General features: G+C 74.3%; 21 protein-coding genes. 3 read left to right on the top strand and 18 right to left on the bottom strand.

All coding sequences use genetic code 11. The features are described from left to right. Positions 1–478: 478 nt before the first annotated feature. From tyrS to argC, 11 genes are all read right to left on the bottom strand, one after another. Positions 479–1,741: a tyrosine--tRNA ligase gene (tyrS, locus tag J7523_RS18740; RefSeq protein WP_291890126.1), complete on the bottom strand. Its 1,263-nt coding sequence runs from the start codon at positions 1,739–1,741 to the stop codon at positions 479–481. 74 nt (positions 1,742–1,815) lie between these two features. Beyond that, entirely contained in the window at positions 1,816–2,463 is a 648-nt protein-coding gene (locus J7523_RS18735; protein ID WP_291890128.1) for a DNA-3-methyladenine glycosylase, read from the bottom strand. A 160-nt stretch (positions 2,464–2,623) separates the two neighbouring features. Next, positions 2,624–3,220, bottom strand: a complete 597-nt coding sequence (locus J7523_RS18730) for an AAA family ATPase (RefSeq protein ID WP_291890125.1) — start codon at positions 3,218–3,220, stop codon at positions 2,624–2,626. 5 nt (positions 3,221–3,225) lie between these two features. After that, positions 3,226–4,683 (bottom strand): argininosuccinate lyase, encoded by a 1,458-nt coding sequence (gene argH, locus J7523_RS18725; protein WP_291890124.1) that lies wholly within the window; start codon positions 4,681–4,683, stop codon positions 3,226–3,228. After that, positions 4,676–5,917, bottom strand: a complete 1,242-nt coding sequence (locus tag J7523_RS18720; RefSeq protein ID WP_291890123.1) for an argininosuccinate synthase — start codon at positions 5,915–5,917, stop codon at positions 4,676–4,678. The genes argH and J7523_RS18720 overlap by 8 nt, the downstream gene beginning before the upstream one ends. A 29-nt stretch (positions 5,918–5,946) precedes the next feature. Beyond that, a complete protein-coding gene (locus J7523_RS18715; protein ID WP_291890122.1) occupies positions 5,947–6,516 on the bottom strand; it encodes an arginine repressor in 570 nt (189 codons plus the stop codon). Continuing rightward, complete coding sequence (gene argF, locus J7523_RS18710) at positions 6,513–7,454, bottom strand: ornithine carbamoyltransferase (RefSeq protein ID WP_291890121.1); 942 nt, start codon at positions 7,452–7,454, stop codon at positions 6,513–6,515. The genes J7523_RS18715 and argF overlap by 4 nt, the downstream gene beginning before the upstream one ends. After that, a complete protein-coding gene (locus tag J7523_RS18705) occupies positions 7,451–8,749 on the bottom strand; it encodes an acetylornithine transaminase (protein WP_291890120.1) in 1,299 nt (432 codons plus the stop codon). Before J7523_RS18705 ends, argF begins: the two co-directional genes overlap by 4 nt. Then, positions 8,746–9,732, bottom strand: a complete 987-nt coding sequence (argB, locus tag J7523_RS18700) for an acetylglutamate kinase (RefSeq protein ID WP_291890119.1) — start codon at positions 9,730–9,732, stop codon at positions 8,746–8,748. Before argB ends, J7523_RS18705 begins: the two co-directional genes overlap by 4 nt. Beyond that, the gene (argJ, locus tag J7523_RS18695) at positions 9,729–10,934 is read right to left on the bottom strand and encodes a bifunctional glutamate N-acetyltransferase/amino-acid acetyltransferase ArgJ (protein ID WP_291890118.1); all 1,206 of its coding nucleotides are present in this window, start codon (positions 10,932–10,934) and stop codon (positions 9,729–9,731) included. The genes argB and argJ overlap by 4 nt, the downstream gene beginning before the upstream one ends. Before the next feature lie 85 nt (positions 10,935–11,019). Then, positions 11,020–12,084, bottom strand: coding sequence for an N-acetyl-gamma-glutamyl-phosphate reductase (gene argC / locus J7523_RS18690; RefSeq protein WP_291890117.1), 1,065 nt, complete (start codon positions 12,082–12,084; stop codon positions 11,020–11,022). An 83-nt stretch (positions 12,085–12,167) separates the two neighbouring features. On the opposite strand from argC, the gene J7523_RS18685 reads away from it, so the two are divergent. From J7523_RS18685 to J7523_RS18675, 3 genes are read left to right on the top strand one after another with little or no spacing between them, the layout of a single operon-like run. After that, positions 12,168–13,151, top strand: a complete 984-nt coding sequence (locus J7523_RS18685; protein WP_291890127.1) for a quinone oxidoreductase — start codon at positions 12,168–12,170, stop codon at positions 13,149–13,151. Then, positions 13,148–13,915: a DsbA family oxidoreductase gene (locus tag J7523_RS18680; RefSeq protein ID WP_291890116.1), complete on the top strand. Its 768-nt coding sequence runs from the start codon at positions 13,148–13,150 to the stop codon at positions 13,913–13,915. The genes J7523_RS18685 and J7523_RS18680 overlap by 4 nt, the downstream gene beginning before the upstream one ends. Further along, complete coding sequence (locus J7523_RS18675) at positions 13,912–14,412, top strand: GNAT family N-acetyltransferase (protein ID WP_291890115.1); 501 nt, start codon at positions 13,912–13,914, stop codon at positions 14,410–14,412. The genes J7523_RS18680 and J7523_RS18675 overlap by 4 nt, the downstream gene beginning before the upstream one ends. Before the next feature lie 30 nt (positions 14,413–14,442). Here J7523_RS18675 and J7523_RS18670 read toward each other — a convergent pair whose 3' ends face one another. The 7 genes from J7523_RS18670 to J7523_RS18640 form a co-directional block, all read right to left on the bottom strand. Beyond that, positions 14,443–15,237 carry an FHA domain-containing protein gene (locus J7523_RS18670; RefSeq protein WP_291890114.1) on the bottom strand — a complete coding sequence of 265 codons (795 nt, stop codon included), beginning with the start codon at positions 15,235–15,237 and terminating at the stop codon, positions 14,443–14,445. After that, on the bottom strand, positions 15,234–16,511 hold the full coding sequence (locus tag J7523_RS18665; RefSeq protein ID WP_291890112.1) for a VWA domain-containing protein: 1,278 nt from the start codon (positions 16,509–16,511) through the stop codon (positions 15,234–15,236). The genes J7523_RS18670 and J7523_RS18665 overlap by 4 nt, the downstream gene beginning before the upstream one ends. Before the next feature lie 17 nt (positions 16,512–16,528). Continuing rightward, positions 16,529–17,680 carry a protein phosphatase 2C domain-containing protein gene (locus tag J7523_RS18660; protein ID WP_291890110.1) on the bottom strand — a complete coding sequence of 384 codons (1,152 nt, stop codon included), beginning with the start codon at positions 17,678–17,680 and terminating at the stop codon, positions 16,529–16,531. Further along, entirely contained in the window at positions 17,665–19,983 is a 2,319-nt protein-coding gene (locus tag J7523_RS18655; protein ID WP_291890107.1) for a serine/threonine-protein kinase, read from the bottom strand. The genes J7523_RS18660 and J7523_RS18655 overlap by 16 nt, the downstream gene beginning before the upstream one ends. After that, positions 19,980–21,107: a hypothetical protein gene (locus J7523_RS18650; RefSeq protein ID WP_291890105.1), complete on the bottom strand. Its 1,128-nt coding sequence runs from the start codon at positions 21,105–21,107 to the stop codon at positions 19,980–19,982. Before J7523_RS18650 ends, J7523_RS18655 begins: the two co-directional genes overlap by 4 nt. A gap of 10 nt (positions 21,108–21,117) precedes the next feature. Beyond that, the gene (locus tag J7523_RS18645) at positions 21,118–22,083 is read right to left on the bottom strand and encodes a glutamate ABC transporter substrate-binding protein (protein WP_291890103.1); all 966 of its coding nucleotides are present in this window, start codon (positions 22,081–22,083) and stop codon (positions 21,118–21,120) included. Further along, positions 22,080–23,314 (bottom strand): hypothetical protein (locus J7523_RS18640; protein WP_291890101.1); only part of this gene is annotated, 1,235 nt, incomplete at its 5' end. The genes J7523_RS18640 and J7523_RS18645, both read right to left, overlap by 4 nt.

The raw sequence follows: 23,314 nt of genomic DNA, 5'->3' as shown, positions 1-23,314 counted from the left end.
TCTTGGCATCGACTACTTGGCACACTGTTGAGTTCTCAAGGAACAGACGCGCATCGCTCCAGGCCTTTCGGCCCTTCTTCGAGGCTTTGTCGTTCTCCATCGTATCGGACCATTTCAGTGCTCCCGTCCGGCTCTTTCGAGCGGCGGTTGCGGGCTGAGGCCCGGTCCCGAACCGTATCAGGGCGCGCGGAGCGCCTCGATCGAACTTCGGGGGCGGCCACCCTCGGGACCAGCCACCGGGTTCGTTCCCTGGTGTCTGTTCCTCCCTGCCGGGCGACATCGAGAACATTACGCGCGGCCTGGCGCAGGTGGCAAATCCTGTTGCGGTGACCCCCGTCACCAGGTCGCCGCAGGCCTCTGACCTGCGGCGACCCGGCCGGCCACCGTGCACGGGCGGCCGACCGGGTCGCTGCACCGGGGCAAGCTGGACAGCGCCGGTCGACGCCTCCGCGAGCGGGCCGACAGCGGGGTCCGGACGTCAGGCCTGCGCGTCGACGACCGCCAGCGTGCGCTTGCCTCGACGCAGGACCGCCCACCGGCCGTGCAGCAGGTCGTCGGCGGACAGGACGGCGTCCTCGTCGGGCACGCGCACGTTGTTCACCGAGGCGCCGCCCTCGCTGATCGCGCGCCGGGCCGCCGCCTTGCTCGCGACGATCCCCGTGGCCGCGAGCAGGTCGACGATCGGGACGCCCGCACCACCCGACGCCGACGGGAGCTCGGCGACCGCGGCCGCGAGCGTCGGGGCGTCGAGGTCACCCAGCGAGCCGCGACCGAACAGGGCCTGGCTCGCGGCGACGACCTTGTCGGCGGCGTCGCTGCCGTGCACCAGAGCCGTGACGTCGTAGGCGAGCGTCCGCTGGGCCTCGCGAGCGGCCGGCCGTTCGGCGACCGCCGTCGCCAGGGCGTCGATCTCGTCGCGGGTGCGGAACGTGAACACCTTGAGGTAGCCGACCACGTCGGCGTCGTCGGCGTTGAGCCAGAACTGGAAGAACGCGTACGGGCTCGTGAGGTCCGGGTCGAGCCACACCGTGCCGGACTCGGTCTTGCCGAACTTCGTGCCGTCAGCCTTGGTGATGAGCGGCGTGGTCAGGGCGTGCACCGCGGTGCCCTCGACCTTGCGGACGAGCTCGACACCCGACAGGAGGTTGCCCCACTGGTCGGAGCCGCCCGTCTGCAGCGCGACGCCGTGCCGGCGGTGCAGCTCCAGGTAGTCCATGCCCTGCAGGATCTGGTAGCTGAACTCGGTGAAGCTGATGCCCTGGTCGCTGTTGAGGCGGCGCGCCACCGTGTCCTTGGCGAGCATCGTGCCCAGGCGGTAGTGCTTGCCGACGTCGCGCAGGAAGTCGATCGCGGACAGCGGCGCGGTCCAGTCGAGGTTGTTCACCATCGTCGCCGCGTTGTCGCCGTCGAACCGCAGCAGCGGCTCGATCTGGCGGCGGATCCGCTCGACCCACCCGGCGACGACGTCGCGCGAGTTGAGCGTGCGCTCCCCCGTCATCTTCGGGTCGCCGATGAGGCCCGTCGCACCTCCGACCAGCGCGTACGGGCGGTGGCCGGCGTCCTGCAGGCGGCGGACGGTGAGGATCTGGACGAGGTTGCCGATGTGCAGGCTCGGCGCGGTCGGGTCGAACCCGCAGTACAGGGACACCGGGCCGGCGGACAGCGCGGCACGCAACGCGTCGGGGTCGGTGGTCTGCGCGGTCAGGCCGCGCCACTCGAGCTCGTCGAGGATGTGGGTCACGAGGTCTCCAGGTCAGGGGCGAAGGACGCGCGCGGGCGCGCGAGAGGCGAGGGGCACCGCCGACGTCGTCGCCCTCACGGGGCGTCTACCGACGTCGGCCTCCGATACGCGGGCCGGTACGCGGACACCGTGCGCTCGTCGGTCAGCCAGTAGCGCCACGGGAAGTGCTGCGGGTCTCCCCCGTGCCCGGAGACGCCGACACGGGGGCCCGTGGCGAGCGTCGGCTGCATCGCGTCGTGGTCGCGGTGGAGCACGATCGCGCCGCCGGCCTCCGTGAGGTCCGCACCGTTCGCGCGCAGGTCCAGGCCGAGGCACACGGCGAGCCGGGCGGGTCCACGCGCGAGCTGACGGTGCGAGTCGACGACCCCCACGCGCTCGCGTCGCTGCCACGCGAGCTCCGCGCCCTCGACGACCTCGCCCGCACGCAGCAGGACCGCCGCGGGGCTCCCGGTCGGCTGCGCGACGACGTTGAGGCAGTGGTGCAGGCCCAGGTGGCGATAGACGTACAGGCGGCCCGGCTCGGCGAACATCACGGCGTTGCGCGACGTGCGGCCGCGGAACGCGTGCGAGCCCGGGTCCTCCGGTCCCGCGTAGGCCTCGACCTCGGTGATGCGGACCGTCACGTCGCCCTCGTCGGACCGGGCCGTGAGGTGGGCGCCGAGCAGGTCGCGCGCGACGGCGTGCACCTCGCGGCTGTACCAGACCCGGGCGGGCACGGTCACGAACGCGCGCGGGTCGGCCGCGTCAGGCGGACCCGGGTGCGAGGCGGACGACGTACTCACGCGACCATCCTGCCGCACGATCGTGGGTCGCCCGGGGCGAGTCCACCGCACCGACCGCACGCCGACGACGCCCGAGCACGAGCCGACGACGGCAGCCAGGTCACCGCGACACGGCCCCGAACGCGTCGAGCCGCACGTCGGCGCGCTCGCGCGTGCGTTCACGGGCGAAGTGCTCGGTCTCGTCACGCATCCACCGCTCCCACTGCGGGCGGGCGTCCGCGCCGTCACGCGCCAGGCCCCGCTCGAGACGCAGCTCGTCGGACGCCTCGACCCACACCCGCAGGACGGCGATGGTGTCGACGGCACGCGGGGCCGAGCCGCAGCCCTCGAGGACGAGCAGGTCCGGTACCGGGACGTCGATCCAGTCGTCGAACCGTGACGACACCCAGTCGTAGCGCTGGTAACGGCCGGGCAGCCCACGGCGCAGGGGCTCGAGGACCTGGGCCGTCAGGCGCGGCCAGAGCGAGCCGCCGAGGCCTGACCAGCCCTCGTAGAGGTCGTCGAGGTGGACGAGCCTGGCGTCGAGGCCGACCGCGCGGGCGGACGCCGCGAGGGCGGCCGCCGTCGTCGTCTTTCCGGAGCCGGCGGGCCCGTCGACGCAGACGACGCGGACGCGGCCCAGGCGCGGCGGCCCGGCCAGGGCGCGGGCGACGAGGTCGTCCGCGACCGGTCGGGCCGCTGCGTCGGGAGCGTCCACGCGCGTCAGGAGGCCCAGGAGCGCAGCTCGGTGGCGCGCGCACGGGCGCGCTCGAGCTGCTCGGCGACGCGGGCCGGAGCGGTGCCGCCGTGCGCCGACCTCGACGCCAGCGAGCCGGCGACCGTGAGCACCGAGCGGACGTCGGGCGTGAGGTGCTCCGAGATCTGCGCGAGCTCGTCGTCCGTGAGCTCCCAGAGCTCGATGGGCGGCTCGTGCTGCTCGCACGCCCGGACGCAGGCGCCCGCGACCTCGTGGGCCACCCGGAACGGCACGCCCTCGCGGACGAGCCACTCGGCGATGTCCGTCGCGAGCGAGAAGCCCTGCGGCGCCAGCGCCGCGAGGCGGTCGGTGTCGAACGTCAGCGTCGCGACCATCCCGGCGAACGCGGGCAGGAGGACCGTGAGCTGGTCGACCTGGTCGAACACCGGCTCCTTGTCCTCCTGCAGGTCGCGGTTGTACGCGAGCGGGAGGCCCTTGAGCGTCGTGAGCAGGCCCGTGAGGTCGCCGACCAACCGGCCGGCCTTGCCGCGGGCGAGCTCGGCGATGTCGGGGTTCTTCTTCTGCGGCATGATGCTCGACCCCGTGGAGTAGGAGTCGTGCAGCCGGACGAACCCGAACTCCTTCGTCGCCCAGAGGATGACCTCCTCGGCGAGGCGCGACACGTCGACCGACGTCATGGCCGCGACGAACGCGAACTCCGCGACCACGTCGCGTGAGGCCGTGCCGTCGATCGAGTTCTCGACCGGGCCGTCGAAGCCGAGGTCCGCCGCGACCGCGGCCGGGTCCAGGCCGAGCGACGAGCCCGCGAGGGCGCCCGAGCCGTACGGCGACAGGGCCGCGCGCGCGTCCCAGTCGACCCAGCGCTCGACGTCGCGCAGCAGCGGCCAGGCGTGCGCGAGCAGGTGGTGCGCGAGCAGGACGGGCTGTGCGTGCTGCAGGTGCGTGCGGCCGGGCATGGGCGCGTCGCCGGCGGCCTCGGCCTGTGCGACGAGCGCGTCGACCACGTCGAGCACGAGGCCCGACAGCGAGCGGGCCTGCGCGCGCAGGTACATCCGCACGAGCGTCGCGATCTGGTCGTTGCGCGACCGGCCGGCCCGGAGCTTGCCGCCGACCTCGGCGCCCGCGCGGTCGATGAGCCCGCGCTCGAGGGCCGTGTGCACGTCCTCGTCGGCCAGCACCGGGAGGAAGTCGCCGTTCTCGACGTCGACCCGCAGCCGCTCGAGCGCGTCGAGCATCGTCGCGAGCTCGTCGTCCGTCAGCAGCCCAGCCGTGCGCAGCACGCGCGCGTGCGCCTTCGAGCCCGCGATGTCGACCGCCGCGAGCCGCCAGTCGAAGTGCGTCGACTGCGACAGCGCCTGCAGCTCGGGCGACGGGCCGCCGGCGAACCGGCCTCCCCAGAGGGAGACCGGCTGGCCGGCGGCGACGTCCGACCCGCCCGAGCGTGTGTCCAGCTCGTCAGGCACCCGTGATCCCGCCCTGCGTGCCGAGGTCCACGCCGTTGCCGAACCGCACGTCGCGCGCGGCGGCGAGCTTGGAGCTCAGGCCGTAGATCTCGATGAAGCCCTTCGCGGCCGACTGGTCGAACGAGTCGCCCGTGTCGTACGTCGCGAGGTTGAAGTCGTACAGGCTCGCGTCGGAGCGGCGGCCCGTGACCGTCGCGCGGCCGCCGTGCAGCACGATCCGGACGTCGCCCGAGACGTAGCGCTGCGTGTCGGCGACGAACGTGTCGAGCGACCGCTTGAGCGGCGAGAACCACTGGCCGTCGTAGACCAGCTCGGTCCAGCGCTGCTCGACGGTGCGCTTGAAGCGGGCCTGCTCGCGCTCGACCGTGACGTTCTCGAGCTCCTGGTGCGCGGCGATGAGGGCCATCGCGCCCGGCGCCTCGTACACCTCGCGCGACTTGATGCCGACCAGGCGGTCCTCGACGATGTCGATCCGGCCGACGCCCTGGGCGCCCGCGCGGCGGTTCATCTCCTGGATGGCCTGCAGCGGGGTCACCGGGACGCCGTCGAGCGCGACCGGGACGCCCTGCTCGAACGTGATGACGACCTCGTCGGCGACCGGCGGGAACGTCGGGTCGTCCGTGTACGTGTAGACGTCCTTCGTCGGGCCGTTCCAGATGTCCTCGAGGAAGCCGGTCTCGACCGCGCGGCCCCACACGTTCTGGTCGATCGAGAACGGGTTGTGCTTCGTCGTCTCGATCGGCAGGTTCTTGCGGGTCGCGAACTCGATGGCCTTGTCGCGGGTCAGCGCGAGGTCGCGGACGGGCGCGAGGCACGTGAGGTCGGGGGCGAGCGACGTGATTCCGACCTCGAAGCGGACCTGGTCGTTGCCCTTGCCGGTGCAGCCGTGCGCGACGGTCGTGGCGCCGAACTGGCGGGCGGCCCGGACCAGGTGCTTGACGATGACCGGGCGGGACAGCGCCGACACCAGGGGGTAGCGGTCGAGGTACAGCGCGTTGGCCTGCAGGGCGGGCATGCAGTACTCGGTCGCGAACTCGTCGCGGGCGTCCGCGACGTACGCCTCGACCGCGCCGCAGTCGAGCGCACGCTGACGGATGACCGACAGGTCCTCGCCGCCCTGGCCGACGTCGACGGCGACCGCGATCACCTCGGCGCCGGTGGCCTCGGCGATCCAGCCGATGCCGACAGAGGTGTCCAGGCCGCCGGAGTAGGCGAGGACGACGCGCTCAGTCATGGGGAACTCTTCCTTCGTGGTGGGGGTGGTCAGTCGGTGGGCCGGCTCTGGCCGGCTCGGGAGGGCTCAGGACGGGGGTCGGTCGCGAGCGCGAGGAACCGGGCGGCCAGCGCGGCGCCCGCGGCGCTCGGCTCGTCCTCGGTCTCGCGCGCGATCACCAGCACGGTGTCGTCGCCCGCGATGGTCCCGAGGACCGCAGGCAGCACGGAGTGGTCGATCGCGGACGCGAGGAACTGCGCGGCGCCGGGCGGCGTGCGCAGGACGACCAGGTTGCCGGACGCCTCGGCGGTCACGAGAAGCTCGCCGCACAAGCGAGCCAGCCGGGCGGCGAGCATCTCCTGGTCCGGGCCGGCGACCGGCGCCCGGGCGCCGCCCTCGGCCGGGACCGCGTACGCCAGCGCGCCGGTGGGCGTCCGGATCTTCTCGGCCCGCAGCTCGACGAGGTCGCGGGACAGCGTCGCCTGCGTGACCTGGACGCCCTCGGCGGCCAGCAGCTCGGCGAGCTGCTGCTGCGAGTGCACCTGGCCGCGCGTGAGCAGCGACGCGACGAGCGCCTGACGCGCCGCCTTCGTCGCCGGGACCGGGCTCGTGACGCTCACGACCGCTCCAGAAGGAACGACAGGAGAGCCTTCTGGGCGTGCAGGCGGAACTCGGCCTCGTCCCACACGACCGACTGCGGGCCGTCGAGCACCTCGGCGGTGATCTCCTTGCCGCGGTACGCCGGCAGGCAGTGCAGCACGAGCGCGTCCGGCGCGGCGAGCGCGAGCGCGGCGGAGTCGAGGCGGAACGGCATGAACGGCGTCTCGCGCTCCCCCGCCTCGTCCTCCTGCCCCATGCTCACCCACGTGTCGGTCGCGACCGCGTCCGCGCCCGCGACGGCCTCCTCGATCGTGTGCACCACCTGGACCGAGCCGCCGGTCGTCGTCGCGATCGCGGCCGCGTCGGCGACGACCTGCGGGTCCGGCAGGTACGCACGCGGCGTGCCCACCCGCACGTGCAGGCCCGCGGTCGCGCCGCCGAGCAGGTACGAGTGCGCCATGTTGTTGGCGCCGTCGCCGACGTACGCCAGCGTCTTGCCCGCGAGGCGGCCGACTCCCCCGCGGTGCTGCGCGATCGTCGCCAGGTCCGCGAGGATCTGGCACGGGTGGAACTGGTCCGTGAGCGCGTTGACGACCGGCACGCGCGAGACCGCCGCCATCTCCTCGAGGCGGGACTGGTCGTGCGTGCGCCAGACGATCGCCGCGACCTGCCGGTCCAGCACCCGCGTCGTGTCCGTGATCGACTCGCGCTTGCCGATCCCGGCGAGCTTGCCGTCGACGACCAGCGGGAAGCCGCCGAGCTCCGCGATACCCGTCGTGAACGAGACCTGCGTGCGGAGCGTGGGCTTGTCGAAGATGACTGCCACCGCCCGCGGGCCGACCAGCGGCGAGCGGATGAACCGGTCGTCGCGGAACGCGAGCGCGAGCTCGAGCACCGACCGCAGCTCGGCGGGGCTCAGGTCGTCGTCGCGCAGGAAGTGGCGGGTCGGCGTCGTCACGGCTGGACCCCCAGGTCATGCGGGAGCGACGCGAGGAAGTCGACGAACGTGCCTGCCTGCTCGTCGGTGAGGACGAACGGCGGTGCCAGCCGCAGTGCGGTCGGCGTGCACGGGTTGACGATGAAGCCGGCGTCGAGCGCGCGCTGCGCGACGTCCGCCGCGATCGGAGCCGTGAGCTCGACGGCGATGAGGAAGCCCTCGCCGCGGACCTCCGCGACGAGCGGGCTCGCGCCGGCCAGCCGCTCGCGCAGGCGTGCGCCCAGGTCTGTGACGTGCGCCAGGAGCCCGTCCCGTTCGATGACCGCGATCGTCGCGAGCCCTGCCGCGGACGCCACGGGGTTGCCCCCGAACGTCGAGCCGTGCTGGCCCCGGCCGAGGAGCGACGCGACCGGCTCGCCGAGCGCGATCAGCGCGCCGACCGGGAAGCCGCCGCCGAGCCCCTTGGCCACCGTCACGGCGTCGGGCGTGATGCCGCCCCCGACGTGCGGGAGGTGGTGGGCGAACCAGGCGCCCGTGCGGCCCATGCCGGTCTGCACCTCGTCGAGCACGAGCAGCGCACCGCTGTCCGCGGTGAGCTTGCGGGCGAGAGCGAGGTAGCCGGGCGGGAGCGGCCGGACGCCGACCTCGCCCTGGATGGGCTCGACGAACAGCGCCGCGACCTCGCGGCCCGCGCCGTCGGCGAACGCCGCCTCGAGCGCGTCCGTGTCACCGAACGGCAGGAACTCGACGCCGCCGGGCAGCGGCTCGAACGGCTCGCGGTACGCGGCCTTGGACGTCAGCGCGAGCGCGCCCATCGAGCGGCCGTGGAACGAGCCCTCGAGCGCGAGGATGCGCGGGCGATCCGGCCCGCCGTTGCGCCGCGCCAGCTTGAACGCTGCCTCGTTGGCCTCCGTGCCGGAGTTGGTGAGGAACACCCGCGAGCCCGCCGGGGCGCCGACGAGGCCGAGCAGGCGCTCGGCGAAGGCGATCTGCGTCGGGCTGCCGAAGAAGTTCGACACGTGGCCGAGCGTGCCCAGCTGCGCGCTGATCGCCGCCGTCAGCGTCGGGTGCGCGTGCCCGAGCGAGTTGACCGCGATACCGCCGAGCAGGTCGAGGTACCGACGACCGTCGGCGTCCCACACGTACGGGCCCTCGCCGCGGACCAGCACCCGCTGCGGCGCGCCGAACGTGTCCATGAGCGCGTGCGAGTACCGGTCGGTCCACTCGGCGACGGAGCCCTCCGTGGCCGGCACGGGCAGGCCGGCGTCGGGCGCGCTCGGCGCCCGGTGCCGGGCGCCTGCGAGGTCGGCGGTCATGCGGTCACCTCATGGTCGGGGGTGGGGTGCGGGACGACCGGCACGGGGGACGTGAACGGGGCGTCGGCAGGCTCCTCGTCGGGCAGCACCATGGTGCCGATGCCGTCGGACGTGAAGACCTCGACGAGGATGGAGTGCGGGGCGCGGCCGTCGATGACGTGCGCGCGGCCGACGCCACCCTCGACCGCCCGCCAGCAGGCCTCCATCTTCGGGCGCATGCCCGAGTCGAGGCTCGGCAGGAGCTCGGCGAGCGCGCTCGCCCGCAGGCGTCGCACGAGCGACGTCTTGTCGGGCCAGCTCGTGTAGAGGCCCTCGACGTCCGTGAGGACGATGAGCTTGCGGGCCCCCAGGGCCACGGCGAGGGCGGCCGCCGCGGTGTCCGCGTTGACGTTGAGCACCTGTGTGGGGTCGTCGATGTCCGGCGCGACCGTCGAGACGACCGGGATCCGGCCCGCGTCGAGCAGGTCCAGCACCGCACCCGGGTTGACCTTGACGACGTCGCCGACCAGGCCGATGTCCACGGGCTGCCCGTCGACGAACGCCTCGCGGCGCCGCGCCTGGAACAACCCGCCGTCCTCGCCCGACAGGCCTACGGCGTGCGGGCCGTGCGCGTTGAGCAGCCCGACGAGCTCGCGCGACACCTGGCCGGTGAGCACCATGCGGACCACGTCCATGGCCTCGGGGGTCGTGACGCGCAGTCCGCCGCGGAACTCGGACTCGATGCCGAGCCGGTCGAGCATCGCGTTGATCTGCGGGCCGCCGCCGTGTACCACGACGGGCCGCAGACCGACCTGCCGCAGGAAGACCATGTCTTCGGCGAACGCGCGCTTGAGGTCCTCGTCGATCATGGCGTTGCCGCCGTACTTGACGACGACGAGGGCGCCCGCGAACTTCTGCAGCCACGGCAGCGCCTCGACGAGCACATGGGCCTTCTGGTCCGCGCGCAGGTCCGTCCGGGTGTCGAAGACGAAGTCGTCGCTCACGTCGTGTACTCGCTGTTCTCGGTGACGTACGCGTGCGTGAGGTCGTTGGTCCACACGGTGACGACCTCGCCGCCCGCCTTGAGGTCGACGAGCACCTGCACGAGCCGCTCGGAGGACAGGTCGACCTCGGAACGCGGCGTGTGGGCGGCGCCGTCCTTGCAGACCAGGACGCCGTTGATCGACACGTCGAGCGTCGCGGGGTCGAACGCGGCGACCGACTCCGGGACCGTCCCGACCTGGGCGAGCACACGACCCCAGTTCGGGTCGTTGCCGTAGACGGCGGCCTTGAAGAGGTTCGAGCGGGTGATGGCGCGGGCGACGGCGAGCGCGGCGTCCTCGGTCTCGGCGCCCATGACCGTCACCGCGATGTCGTGCGTCGCCCCCTCGGCGTCGGCGATGAGCTGTCGGGCGAGGTCCCCGCAGACGGCCGTGAGGCCCGCGACGAACCCCTCGGGGTCGGGCTGCGCGCCGCTCGCGCCGGAGACCATGAGCACGACGGTGTCGGACGTGGACATGCAGCCGTCGGAGTCGATGCGGTCGAACGTCTGGCGGGTCGCGGTGCGCAGCGCCCGCTCCGCCGTCTCCGCGTCGACCACCGCGTCCGTCGTGATGACGCAGAGCATCGTCGCGAGCGCCGGGGCGAGCATGCCCGCGCCCTTGGCCATCCCGCCGACGGTCCAGGTGCCGAAGTCGCCGTCGATCGTCACGTGGGCCGTCTTCGGGACGGTGTCCGTCGTCATGATCGCGACCGCCGCGGCCGGTCCGCCGTCGTCGCTCAGCGCGGCCGATGCCAGGTCGACGCCGTCGAGCAGGAGCTGGCGCGGGAGGCGCTCGCCGATGATGCCTGTGGACGCCACGACGACGTCGCCCGGGGAGACACCGAGCGCGTGCCCGACCCGCTCGGCCGTCGCGTGCGAGTCCTGGAACCCCTCGGGCCCGGCGAACACGTTCGCGCCGCCGGAGTTGAGCACGACGGCCTTGACGACGTGGTCCTGCACGACCTGGCGGGACCAGATCACCGGCGCGCCGACCACACGGTTCGTGGTGAACACCGCCGTGCCGACGTCGAGCGGGCCCTCGTTCACGACGAGCGCCAGGTCCGGCCGGCCCGACGGCTTGAGGCCGGCGGTGACGCCCGCCGCAGTGAACCCGCGCGGCGCGGTGACCCCGGGCGACGGGAGCTCTTCGGTCTGGTCGATCACGGTGTCTCCTCGGTCGTGCTGGACGGACGGGCACCAGCATGGTGGGCGAGCACGGGGCAGGCGTGCCCGGGCGCGACCAGCGCGCTCACGGTGCGACCCCGTCGAGCGGGAGGCCCAGCGTCTCGGGCAGGCCGAGCGCGATGTTGAGGGACTGCAGGGCGCCGCCCGCCGTGCCCTTCACGAGGTTGTCGATCGCCGTGACGGTGACGACCCGGCCCGCGCGCGCGTCGACCGCGACCTGCACGAGCGCGGTGTTGGCACCGAGCGTCGACGCGGTCGTCGGCCACTGGCCCTCGGGCAGCAGGTGGACGAACGGCTCGTCGGCGTACGTGTGCGCCCAGGCGGCCCGGACGGCGGCCGGGTCGGCGCCCTCGACGAGCCGGGCGGTCGCCGTCGCGAGGATGCCACGCGCCATCGGGACGAGCGTCGGCGTGAACGAGAGCGTCACGTCGGCCGCACCCGCGGACCGCAGGTTCTGGGCGATCTCGGGGATGTGCCGGTGGCTGCCGCCGACCGCGTACGGCTGCGCAGCGCCCAGACCCTCGGCGGCGAGCAGGTGCGTCTTGAGGGAGCGGCCGGCGCCCGAGTAGCCGTTCGCGAGCACGGCGACGACGTCGACCGGGTCGATGAGGCCCGCGGCGACACCCGGCTGCAGGCCGAGCGTCACGGCGCTGACGTTGCAGCCGGGGACCGCGATCCGGGTGGCGCCCGCGAGGTGCGCGCGCTGGCCCGCCGCGACCGTCTCGCCCGCGGTCAGCAGCTCCGGAAGGCCGTACGGCCAGGTCCCGGCGTGCGGCGTGCCGTAGAACTCCTCCCACGCCTGCGGGTCGACGAGCCGGTGGTCCGCGCCGAGGTCGACGACGATCGCGTCGTCCCCCCGGGCGGCGAGCTCGGCCGCGACGGCTCCGCTTGCACCGTGCGGCAGCGCGAGGACCACGACGTCGTGCCCGGCGAGCGCGTCGACGTCGGTCTTCTCGAGCACCCGGTCGGCCAGCGAGCGCAGGTGTGGCGCGTGCTCGCCGAGCCGCGTGCCCGCGTTCGAGTGGGCCGTGAGCGCGCCGATCCGGGCCTCAGGGTGGGCGAGCAGGAGGCGGAGCATCTCTCCGCCGGCGTAGCCGGACGCGCCAGCGACCGCGACCGTGAACGTCATGTGCATGACCATACACGGCCATGCAGAAAGATACGACGACGTTTCCCGGGATGACACGAGGCGTCGTCGTCGTTGCGTCCGACGTGCGCGCCATCATCGCCACCGCCGCGGGCGGTCCCGAGGTCCTGCAGCTCACCGACGTCCCCGACCCCCGGCCCGAGCCCGACGAGGTCCTCGTCCGCGTCGCGGCCGCCGGGGTCAACTTCATCGACACGTACCGTCGGTCGGGGGTCTACACCGTCGCCTTCCCGCACGTCGTCGGCTCCGAGGGGGCCGGCGAGGTGGTCGAGGTCGGGTCCGAGGTGACGACGCTCGCCGTCGGCGACCGCGTCGCCTGGTCGTCCGCCCCCGGCTCCTACGCCGAGCTCGTGCGGGTGCGGGAGGCCGACACGCTCGTCGTCCCGGCCGACGTGTCCGACGAGGTCGCGGCCGCACTCCCCCTCCAGGGCCTCACCGCGCACTACCTCGTGACGTCGACCTTCCCCGTGACCGCCGGGCAGGACGTGCTCGTGCACGCCGCCGCAGGGGGCGTCGGACTGCTCCTCACCCAGCTCGCGTCGCAGCGGGGCGCGCGCGTGATCGCGACCGTCGGGAGCGAGGAGAAGGAGCGGCTCGCCCGGTCCGCGGGCGCCGCCGACGTCATCCGGTACCGCGAGCTCCAGGACCTCACCGCCGACCTGCCCGCCGCGGTGCGTTCCCTGACGGCTGGCCGTGGCGTGGACGTCGTCTACGACTCCGTCGGCAGGGACACGTTCGACGCGTCGCTCGCCTCGGTGGCCCGCCGCGGCATGCTGGTGCTCTTCGGGGCCTCGTCCGGTCCCGTCCCGCCCGTGGACCCGCAGCGCCTGAACGCCGCCGGGTCGGTGTTCCTCACCCGTCCCACGCTCGGCGACCACACCGCGTCGCGCGACGAGCTGACGTGGCGCGCGACCGAGCTCTTCGACGCCGTCCGCGCCGGGACGCTCGACGTGCGGGTCGGCGCGACGTATCCCCTGGCCGACGCTGCCGACGCCCACCGCGCCCTCGAAGGGCGTGCCACCACCGGAAAGGTCCTGCTCCTCCCGTGACTTCCGTGCTGCCCCTGACCCCGCTGCCGACGCGCACGCTCCAGGTCGAGGTCTGGTCCGACATCGCCTGCCCCTGGTGCTACATCGGCAAGCGCCGGTTCGCCGCCGCGCTCGACGCGTTCCCGTTCCGCGACCACGTCGCCGTGACGTGGCGCTCCTACGAGCTGTCCCCCGGCACGCCGGCCGGGCCCGGACGGCCCGAGATCGACGCGCTCGTCGAGCACAAGGGGCTGCCGCGCGAGCAGGTGCGGCAGATGTTCGCGCACGTCGCGAACGTGGCGGCCGGCGAGGGGCTCGTCTTCGACTTCGACCGCGCGCTCGCCGCCAACACGTTCGACGGCCACCGGCTGCTGCACGTCGCGCGCGAGGTGGGCGGTGCGGACCTCGTCGAGTCACTCATCGAGAAGGTGTTCGCGGCGCACTTCTCCCAGGGCGCCGACCTCGGCGACCACGAGACGCTCGTGCGGCTGGCCCGCGAGGCCGGCTTCGCCGACGCGGGGCTCGACGACGACGACGTGCGCGCGGTGCTCGCGGGCGACCGCGCCGCCGCCGACGTGCGGCGTGACGAGGCCGAAGCCCGTGCGCTCGGCGTCAACGGCGTGCCGTTCTTCGTCGTCGACCGGCGCGTCGCCGTGTCGGGCGCGCAGCCCGCCGAGGTGTTCACGCAGCTGCTCGAGGCCGGGTGGCGCGAGGCGAACCCGCTGGCCGTCGTCGCGGGCGACCCCGACGCCGAGGCGTGCACCGACGACAGCTGCGTCGTGTGAGCACCCGCCTGCGGGCGGTCGACGCCACCGACGTGCCGGCGCTCGCCGCGCTCAACGACGCCGCCGTGCCCGCGGTCAACGCGCTCGGTGCCGAGGGGCTCGCCGCGCACGTCCCCGAGTGCGACCTCGCGCTCCTCGCGGACGGCGACGACGGCCCCCTCGGGTTCCTGCTCGCCCTCGCGCCCGGGTCCGCCTACGCGTCCGAGAACTACCTCTGGTTCAGCGAGCACGTCCCGGGGTCGCTGTACGTGGACCGCGTCGTCGTCTCGCCGGACGCCCACGGGCAGGGCGTCGGGCGGCTGCTGTACGAGGCCGTCGACGCCCGCGCCCGCGAGCTCGGGCTCGGACAGGTCACGTGCGAGGTGAACCTCGACCCGCCGAACCCCGGGTCGCTCGCGTTCCACGCGCGGCTCGGGTTCGAGCAGGTCGGCGAGCAGGTCACCAAGGGTGGGACCGTGCGCGTCGCGCTCCTGGCGAGGCCGGTCGAGCCCGCCTGACGACAACACCGACCGGACCCGGTTCGCCCGTCAGACCTCGCCGGGCAGCGCCTTGCGGATGACGATCCGCGTCCACGCACCGACGTACAACCGGTCGCCGTCCTGCAGCTCGCGCCGCTGGCCGACCGGGATCGGCTGGGTCGGGATGGGGTCGCCCACGCGGCTCACGTACGTGCCGTTCGACGACTCCAGGTCCTCGACCCACCAGCGCTGCCCGTCGGTGTTGAGCTGGCACTGGCGGCGGGACACCCCCGAGTCGGCGCCGCAGTCGACCTTCGGGTGGATGTTGCGCGACACCGACGGGCGCCCGACGAGCACGCTGCGCTCACGCAGCGGGACGAGCGCCGGCGGGCCGGGCGACGGGATCGGGTCCTCGGGCTTCTGCACCGCGTACCAGTCGGGGTCGACCCAGATCTCCGCGACCCACTGGTCCGGGCCCGCGGGGGGCGGGGTCTCGAGCGCGGTCGGTGCCGGGACGGCCGGGGTCGGGGTCGACGGGGTCGGGCTCGGCGCCGCGCTCGGACTCGGGCTCGTCGGGGCCGGGCTCGTCGGCGCCGGGCTAGTCGGCGCCGGGCTCGTCGGCACCGGGCTCGTCGTCACGCCGGTCGCGACGGGCAACGAGCCGGTCGTGAAGTCGTACCCGCAGTTCTCGCAGAACAGCGCACCAGCCGCCGCAGGCGCACCGCAGTGCGCGCACGTGGTCGGCGTCGGGGTCGGGGAGGCCGCCGCCGGGGCCGGAGCCGCCGCGTCGAGCGGCGCACCGCACACGTCGCAGTAGTCGGTCGCCTCCGAGCGGTGGCCCTGCGGGCAGACGACGGGGCTCATCGGCGCACCCGGGTCGTCTTCGTCGAGGCCGTGTCGAGCGCCATCTCGTCGAGCTTGGCGGCATTGCGCTTGAGCCGCACGGTGCCCTGCTCCTCGTCGTCGATCTCGACCACGCGCCGCAGCCGGGACGTCGCCTCCTCGTTGCCCGTCTCCGCGGCGAGCTGGACGGCGCGGCCGAGCTTGACGGTCGCCGTCGCCTCGTCGCCCGCGGCCTTCGCGGCCAGGCCCTCCTGGATGGCCGACGCGAGCTCGGCCTGGCCCGTGTAGTGCGCCACCTCGGGGCTGATGCGCGCCGACAGCGCGTCGTCGTCCGTCCAGCGCGCCTTCACCAGACCCGACGTCAGCACCTCTCCCCCGACCGCGACCTGCACGCGCGCCGCGAGCTGCTCCGACCCGACGGGCTTCGACGCGACCCGCACGGCCACGTGGTAGTCGCGCGACTCGTCGCCCCACGACCCCGTCGGGTAGGCGCCCGTGAGCGCGTTGACCTCAGTGCGGCGTGACGTCAGGTCCTCGACCGTCGGGGCGACCTGCCGCACGAACAGCACCTGCGCACCCTGCGGCGCCCACACTCGCAGCTCGGCCGACGCGACACCCCGTGCCATCGACGCCTGCACGATCTTGCGGAAGTCCTCCGCGATGTCGGCCGGGTCGGCGATGAGGTCGACCGTGCCGAGGAGCGCGGTCGCGATCTCGCGCAGCTCCTCGACCACCCAGTTCTCCCCGACGCCGCGTGCGTCGCACTGGAAGTGACCCGTGAGGTCGCGGACCGCACGCGTCAGCTCGCTGCGCGCCTCCGACTCGTTCTTCCCGTCCGTCAGCAGGACGGCGTGCCGCTGCGTCGCCTGCGGCACGGTCGCGAAGATGATGTCCGCGAGCCGCAGCCACGTGCTCATCGCGGTGCCGCCCGACGACCGGACGCCCGCGATCGCCTGCTTCGCGTCGAACCGCGCCCGGTCGTCCATCGGCACCATCGCGACCGCCCAGTTCGGCAGCGGGAACACGCGCTGCGCGACGTGGCTGCCGCCGATGACGGCGAAGAACGTGCCGTCGGGGATCTGGTCGATCGCCACCTGCGCAGCGTGCTTCGCGGCGGCCAGGTTCGCGCCCTCCATCGAGCCCGACGTGTCGATGATGACGATCTCCGCGACGCCGCCCTGGGCCGTCCCGGCGGGTCCCGCGCCGGACGCGGTGACCGTCACGATCGCGTGCACGTCGGTGGCACCGTCCGACAGGAACTCGTTCTGGAAGACCTCGGTGCGGAACTCGGCCACGGTGGCTCCTTCGTCGATCAGCGGTCGGTCGGGTCGAGGTCGGGGCTCGGGGTGGGCGGCGACCCGCCGTCGGCTCCCGGCGCCGACCCGGTCGGCTCCGCCTGGAGGTTATCGCCCGCGAGCCGGGCGAGCGCCACGGTGATGTTGTCGTGGCCGCCCTGCGCGTTCGCCCACGTCACGAGCTCGGCCGCGACGGCGTCGGGTGCGGGCCCGACGCGGGTCTCCACGTCTCGGACGAGCGCGTCGAGGTCGGCGGCCTCGGAGCAGTAGTTCCACAGGCCGTCCGAGCACACCAGCACCCAGCCCGCGCCGTGGGTCTGCGTCCAGGTGGTCTGCGGGACGACGTCGGCGGCGTCCGGCCCGAGCCAGCGGGTGATCGCGTGCGCGGTGGGCGACGACTCGGCCTGAGCTCGCGGGATGCCGCGGGCGATCAGCTCGTTGGCGCCCGAGTCGTCGGCCGTGAGCTGCCGGGGCGTACCGCCGTCGGGCAGCCAGTACGTCCGGGAGTCACCGAGCCAGCCCGTCACGACCAGGGGGCCGTCGACGACCGCAGCGACGAACGTGCACGACGGCGGCTCCGTGCGGTCCGCCCGGTCGCCGACCGCACCGCGGATCGCCGCGTCGGCGGCGGCTGCGGCATCGGCGAGCAGCGCCGACCACGCAGCGGGCCGCTCGGGGGCGGCGGTCGTTCCCGACGGCGCGCCGGCCGCGAGGACGTCCCGGGCGGCGCGGGCCGCCGCCAGGCTCGCGAGGTCGGAGTCCGGGGCGCTCGAGACGCCGTCGCACACGACCAGCACGGTGACCGCCTCGTCGGCGTGCAGGGCCATCGCGTCCTCGTTGCGGGCGTGCCGCCGGCCGCGGTCGCACACCCCACCGACGTGCGGTGCCGGCCGCTCGGACCAGTGGTCGCGCTCGCTCACCGCGAGTGCGCCGCACTGCTCGCAGTACCCGTCGACCGCGACGACGCCGCCGCAGGCTCGGCACGGGGCCGTGCCCGGCGAGACCGGGTCGCCCGACGTGGCCGGTGCCACCGGTGCGGCCGGTGCAGGGTCGGACGCGGCCACGGCCGCCGGAGCCGTGAGCGGTGCGCCGCACCCCTCGCAGAACCGGTCAGCGTCGTGCACCGCGGCGCCGCAGGACGGGCAGGTCACGGTCACCACGTGGTCCACCGGCGCACCTCGTTCGCGCGGTCGACCAGACTGATCCGCTCGTCGGGCTGCTCGGTGAGGTCCGCCAGCCGCCGGAACGCCCCCTCGAGCGCGTCCCGCAGCTCGGGCTCGCGGGCGGGCACCCCGTCGATCGTCACGGTCGTCGACGGCCCCTGCGCGAGCACGGTGTCGAGCGCCGAGCCGAGCACGTCCACCTGGAGGACGGCGCGGTCGCGCGGCGCGATCGTCACCGTCTGCACGCTGCGCAGCGCGTCCGCGAGCGCCGTGAGGTCGCGCTTCGACTCGGCGAGGAGCTGCGCGCGCAGCATGCGGGCGTCGACGTAGGAGCTGCGGGTCGGCGTGACGAGGTCGAGCGCCGCGAGCGCGCCGGGCACGTCGCCGCGTGCCCGGCGGATCCGGGCGAGCCCGAACGCCGCGGGTGCGGTGTAGTTCGCGTCGGAGCGCGCGCACACGACGTACAACGACTCGGCGATCTCGGGTTCGCCACTGAGCTCGCACGCCGCGGCGAGGGCCAGCTTGGGGGCGAGCTCGCCGGGCACCTGTCCGTAGACGGCGTTGAACGAGGCGCGTGCCGCCACCGGGTCGCCGCTCGCGAGCTGGGCGAGGCCGCCGAGCCACGCCGCGCGCCACTCCCACGGGTCGTCGGCGAGGATCAGGCCGACCGCGTCCTGCAGCACGTCGGGCCGGTTCGCCTCGATCGCGGCCCCCGCCCTGCGGAGCCGCACCTCGACGGTGTCCTCGGGAGCGTCGGCGAGCACCGCCAGGCGCTGCACCGGGTCGCTCACGTTGACGCCCGCGAGCCAGCTCGCGGCCGGGTCGTTCGCGTCGACGCGCAGCGCGGGCAGCTCGTCCCACGCGAGCGGACGCGTCGCCTGGTCGGACTGCGGCACCTCGAACAGCACCGACGCCGCGGAGTGCAGCGCGGGGCTGCCGTCGCCGCGGTCGGTCGCGACGACCTCGCGCAGCACGCCGAGCACCTGCGCGCGCAGCTCGTCGACCGTGCCGAACCGGTCCGCCGGGTCGAGCGCGCACGCCTTCGCGAGCAGCCGGTAGAACGAGTCGTACCGCTGGAACACCGGCGTGTCCGCGACGTCGGGCAGCGACGCCGCGTACGTCGTGGTGTTGCCGCGGAAGTCGAGGACGAGCGTCGCCAGCGTGCGGCCGATCGTGTAGATGTCCGACGCCACCGACGTGCCGACCTCGGGCACCTCGGGCGCCTGGTAGCCGACCGTGCCGAAGATCGCCGAGTCGAGGTCGTCGATGCGCCGCACGCCGCCGAGGTCGATGAGCTTGACCGCGTCGCCCTGCTGGATCATGTTGTCGGGCTTGAAGTCGCAGAACAGCAGCCCGATGTCGTGCAGGTACGCGAACGCCGGCAGGATCTCCAGGACGTAGGCGAGGGCCTGGTCGACGGGCAGCGGGTCGTTGACGCCACCGTGCGCGTCGCGGCGCTGGGCGAGGATCTGCTTGAGCGACCGGCCACCGACGAACTCCATGACCGTGTAGCCGGCGCCCTCGTGCATCGCGAAGTTGTAGATCTCGACGATGAGCGGGTGCTCGACCTCCGCGAGGAACTGGCGCTCGGCGATGGCCGCGGCGTACGCGTCGGGGTCGCCGGCGTTGAGCAGGCCCTTGAGGACGACCCAGCGACCCGAGACGTTCTGGTCGCGGGCCAGGTAGATCCAGCCGAGACCGCCGTGCGCGAGGCAGCCGACGACCTCGTACTGCCCGCCGACCAGGTCACCCGGCGCGAGGCGGGGCGCGAAGTCGAACGCGTTGCCGCACTGCGGGCAGAACCCCTCGGTGCGGCCGGGGCTGCCGTCGCGCCCGCGACCGACCTTCGCGCCGCATGCGGGGCAGAACCGCTTGGCCTCCGGAACCTGCGGGTCGGCCATCACCGAACCGAGCGGGTCCGGCACGGGTGCGGGCGGCACGGTCGTCAGGCCCGCGCCGAGCCGCGCGCCGCGCAGGCGGGTCGAGGAGGTGCCGACCCGGCGGGTCGTCGTCGAACCGGTCGCGGCGGTGCGCGCCGAGCCGAGCGCAGCCGTGGCGAGCCTGCTCGAGCTCGTCCGTCCGGTCCGGGTCGACTGCTCCGAGCCGGGTTCGGTCGCCGCCGCGCCGCGGTCGGGCTGCGCCTGGGCGAACCCGGTCCCGAGGAGCGTCGTCGCCGACGCGGGTGCCGTGGTGCCGGTGCCCGACGACGACGGTGCCGTGGGTGCCTGCGGCGACCCGCAGACGTTGCAGTACCCGTCCTCGTACGTTCCGGTGCACCCGAGCTCGGTGCAGGAGACGGCGGTCGTCATCGTCGGGTCCCTTCCGGCCCCGGGTGGGGCAGGTCGCGCGTGAGGTACAGGTACTGCTCGACGAGGAAGCGCGACTGGTCGACGTCGCACGGCGTCTGCTCGACGGCCGCGGTCGCCTCCTCGTAGCCGGCCCGGACGGTCGGTGACGCGCTGCGGCCGTTGGCGTCCGCGGCGGCGCGCGCCTGCTCGAGGCGGTAGCGCAGCTCGGCTCGCTCGCGCAGCGGTGCGCTGTACGCGTCGGCGACCGCGTCGAACGCCCGCTGCACGGCCCCCAGGCGCTCGACATAGGCGTCGAGTTCGGTGCGGGTCTCCGGCGGCGGGCCGAGGCGAGAGACGTCGGGGACCGCGAGCTTCGGCGGCCGGACGATCTCGCGACGGCACCGGTCGGCCAGGTCGTGCAGCGTCGGCTCGCGTGTCTCGAGCGCGTCGAACGTGGACCGGGCCGCCGCACGGCCCGTGACGAGCGTGCGGCGCTGGGACACCTGCACGATCAGGTCGCGCTCGGCGCGCGCGGTCGCGGCCTCGAGCTCGGCGAGCGGTCCCCCGACGTCCGCACCGCGGGCGGCCTGCTCGACGAGCCTGCGCTCCCGGTCGCGCAGCGCGGCCACCGCGGCGAGCGGCTCCGGCTCGACGCCCGCGAGGTCCTCGCAGCGCACCAGCGCGGCCCGCAGCTCGCGCAGCCGGGCGACGTCGTCGGCCGTGCTCGGGTCGAACGCGAGCCGCACCCGCACCTGACCGATCATCGCGTCGCACAGCGTGACGGCCTCGACGAGCGACACGAGCGCGGACCCGAGACCCGAGTCGAGCCGGCCCCAGACGAGCTGCGACATCTTCTCGCGGGCCACGACATCGGCCCGGCCGGAGTCCCACACCGCGACGAGCTCGTCGGCGCGCGTGCGGATCGCCTGCCACATCGTCAGGGCCAGCACGAGGTCGGGCGTGAGCGTGTCACCCGTGGCTGACGCCTGCGCGGCGGTGTCGAGGCGGTCGAGGTCGGCTCGCCGGTCGGTCAGCCAGCGGTCGAGGCCCACGAGGTACTCGGCGAGCTCCTCGGCTGGCGCCGCCTCGCCGAGCCTGCCGGGTGCCGCGGGGGCCTGCGCCCGGCCCGACGTCGTGCCGGTCACGATGCCTCCGTCACGGCGTCCGGCCGTACACGGAGGCGGGCGGCACGGGTGCGGGACCGAGCGCCCCGAGCCAGCGGTCGTACAGAGCGGTCCACGTGCCGTCGGCCTTCGCCTGGTCGAGGACCGCGTTGACGAACCGCACCATGTCGACGTTCGCGGCGGGCACGCCGATCCCGTAGGGCTCGGCGCTGATCGGGTCGCCGACGACCTTCGCGTACGGGTCCTGCGCCGCGAAGCCTGCGAGCACCGTGTCGTCGCCCGTGATCGCGTCGACCTTGCCCTGCTGGAACAGCACCAGGCAGGCCGTGTGGGTGTCGGCGGGGACGGCAGTGACCTCCGGGTACTGGCCCAGGCGGTCCAGCGTCGTCGTGCCCTTCGGTGCGCACACCTTGCGGCCCGCGAGGTCGTCGAGGCTCGTCGCCGTCGAGTCGCGCGTCACGAGCAGCTTCTGGCCCGAGCGCAGGTACTCCGCCGAGAACGCGATCTGCTGCCACCGGTCGCAGTTCATCGTGAACGTGCGCGCGACGAGGTCCACCTGGCCGCCGGTGAGCACATCGATCCGCTGCCCGGACGTGATGACCCGGAACTGCAGCCGGTTCGGGTCGCCGAACAGCGCGCGCGACACCTCGTGCAGGACGTCGATGTCGAAGCCCTCGATCTGGCCCGTGAGCGGGTTGCGCGCGCCCATGAGCAGCGTGTCCGCGGAGACGCCGACGACGAGCGAGCCGCGGTCCCGGATCGCGGCCATCGTGCTGCCCGGCGCGATCGCGGTGCCCGCGTCGGGCGCGTACGAGGTGGTCGCGTCGTCGCACTGCACAGCTGCCGGGGCCGCGGTGGGGGCCGACGTCGCGCTGGCGGTCGGCGTCGGCGTCACGTCGGCCGAGGTGTCCGCCGGGTCGCAGCCCGCGAGCAGCGCGAGGCCGAGGACCGCCACGACTGCGGCGGCGGTGCGCGCGAGACGGGTCTTCGTGGTCACCGGTACTCCTCCAGTCGCCTGCCGATACCGCGCCACCCGAGGACCGCTGCCGCGACACCCGCGAGGAGCGCGAGCCAGCCGAGCAGGACGACGGCGTCACCCGCACGCGACAGCGCGTCCTGCGTGGCGGCGACGTCGGCCTCGACCGACGTGGTCGCCGCGTCGGTGAGCGCGTCGAACGAGGTCCGCGGCTCCCCCGCCGGGTCGACGGCCAGCGCGACGGCGCCGTCCCAGTCGCCGCCGTCGTCGAGCGACCGGATCTCGGCGTGCGCGGCCACCCACGTGGACAGCTGCTGCCCGAGCGCACCCGCGGGCGCCGGGGCGGCGTCGAGCACCGCGGCGGCCTGGTCCGTCTCGGTGACGAACGTCTCCTCGAACGACTGCCCCGAACCACGCTTGATCAGCGTGAACGACTCCATCGACTTCGCGTCGGTCGCGAGCGACAGGGCCTGCGAGACGGCCACCGCACGTGCGTACGGGCCGTCGCGGACGTCGTCGGCCCGCACGCTCGCCCGCCCCAGCACCACGGCACCGCCGATCGTCGCGACGAGCAGCACGACCGTCGCGGCCGCGAGGCCGGCGTTGAGCCGCCGGTGCGTGCGGCGCGCGAGCCACACCTCCACGATCACGAGCACCACGAGCGCGAGCACGCACAGCGCCAGCACCCACACCACGGCCTGGACCGCGCCGAACGAGTCGTCCACGCGACCCGTGTTGTCCGCCACCAGGTCGTCGAGCGCGGGCAGGACCTCGGTGCGCAGCACCGACGACGCCTGGTCGAGGTACGCCGCGCCGACCGGGAAGCCCTGCCGGTTGTTGGCCCGCGCCTGCTCCACGAGGCCCGTGTAGGTCGTCAGGCCCGCGGTCGCCTTGCCGACGAGCTCGGCGTCCGACGCGTTCGACCCCGCGAGACCCGCCAGGCCTGCCGAGGCCTCGGCGATCGCAGCGTCGTACCGGGCCCGCTGCTCGGGCGGTTCGAGCCCGCCGACCAGGAACGCGTTCGTCGCGGCCGCGTCGGCGGTGACCAGGTCGTTGCGGACGTCGCGCACCCCGATGAGCTGGGCCGTGTCGGCCCGGGCCGCGTCGAGGGCCGCCGCCTGCGACAGGCCCGCCGTGAGGCCAGCGGCACCGGCGACCAGGGCCGCGAGCGCCACGAGCACGCCCGCGACGCGCAGCTTGCCGGGCGTGCGCCGGAGCGCCGCGCGCAGGCCGTGCGAGGCGGGTGCGGGTG

The sequence above is a fragment of the Cellulomonas sp. genome (assembly GCF_017744555.1).
Lineage (GTDB): Bacteria > Actinomycetota > Actinomycetes > Actinomycetales > Cellulomonadaceae > Cellulomonas.
This window is presented reverse-complemented; position numbering and strand designations above follow the sequence as displayed.

Bases quoted from the DNA above. Each gene is read 5' to 3' on its own strand.
- J7523_RS18720 (WP_291890123.1), bottom strand. From the start codon at position 5,917: ATGACTGAGCGCGTCGTCCTCGCCTACTCCGGCGGCCTGGACACCTCT.
- J7523_RS18670 (WP_291890114.1), bottom strand. From the start codon at position 15,237: ATGAGCCCCGTCGTCTGCCCGCAGGGCCACCGCTCGGAGGCGACCGAC.
- J7523_RS18655 (WP_291890107.1), bottom strand. From the start codon at position 19,983: ATGACGACCGCCGTCTCCTGCACCGAGCTCGGGTGCACCGGAACGTAC.
- J7523_RS18705 (WP_291890120.1), bottom strand. From the start codon at position 8,749: ATGACCGCCGACCTCGCAGGCGCCCGGCACCGGGCGCCGAGCGCGCCC.
- argC (WP_291890117.1), bottom strand. From the start codon at position 12,084: ATGACGTTCACGGTCGCGGTCGCTGGCGCGTCCGGCTACGCCGGCGGA.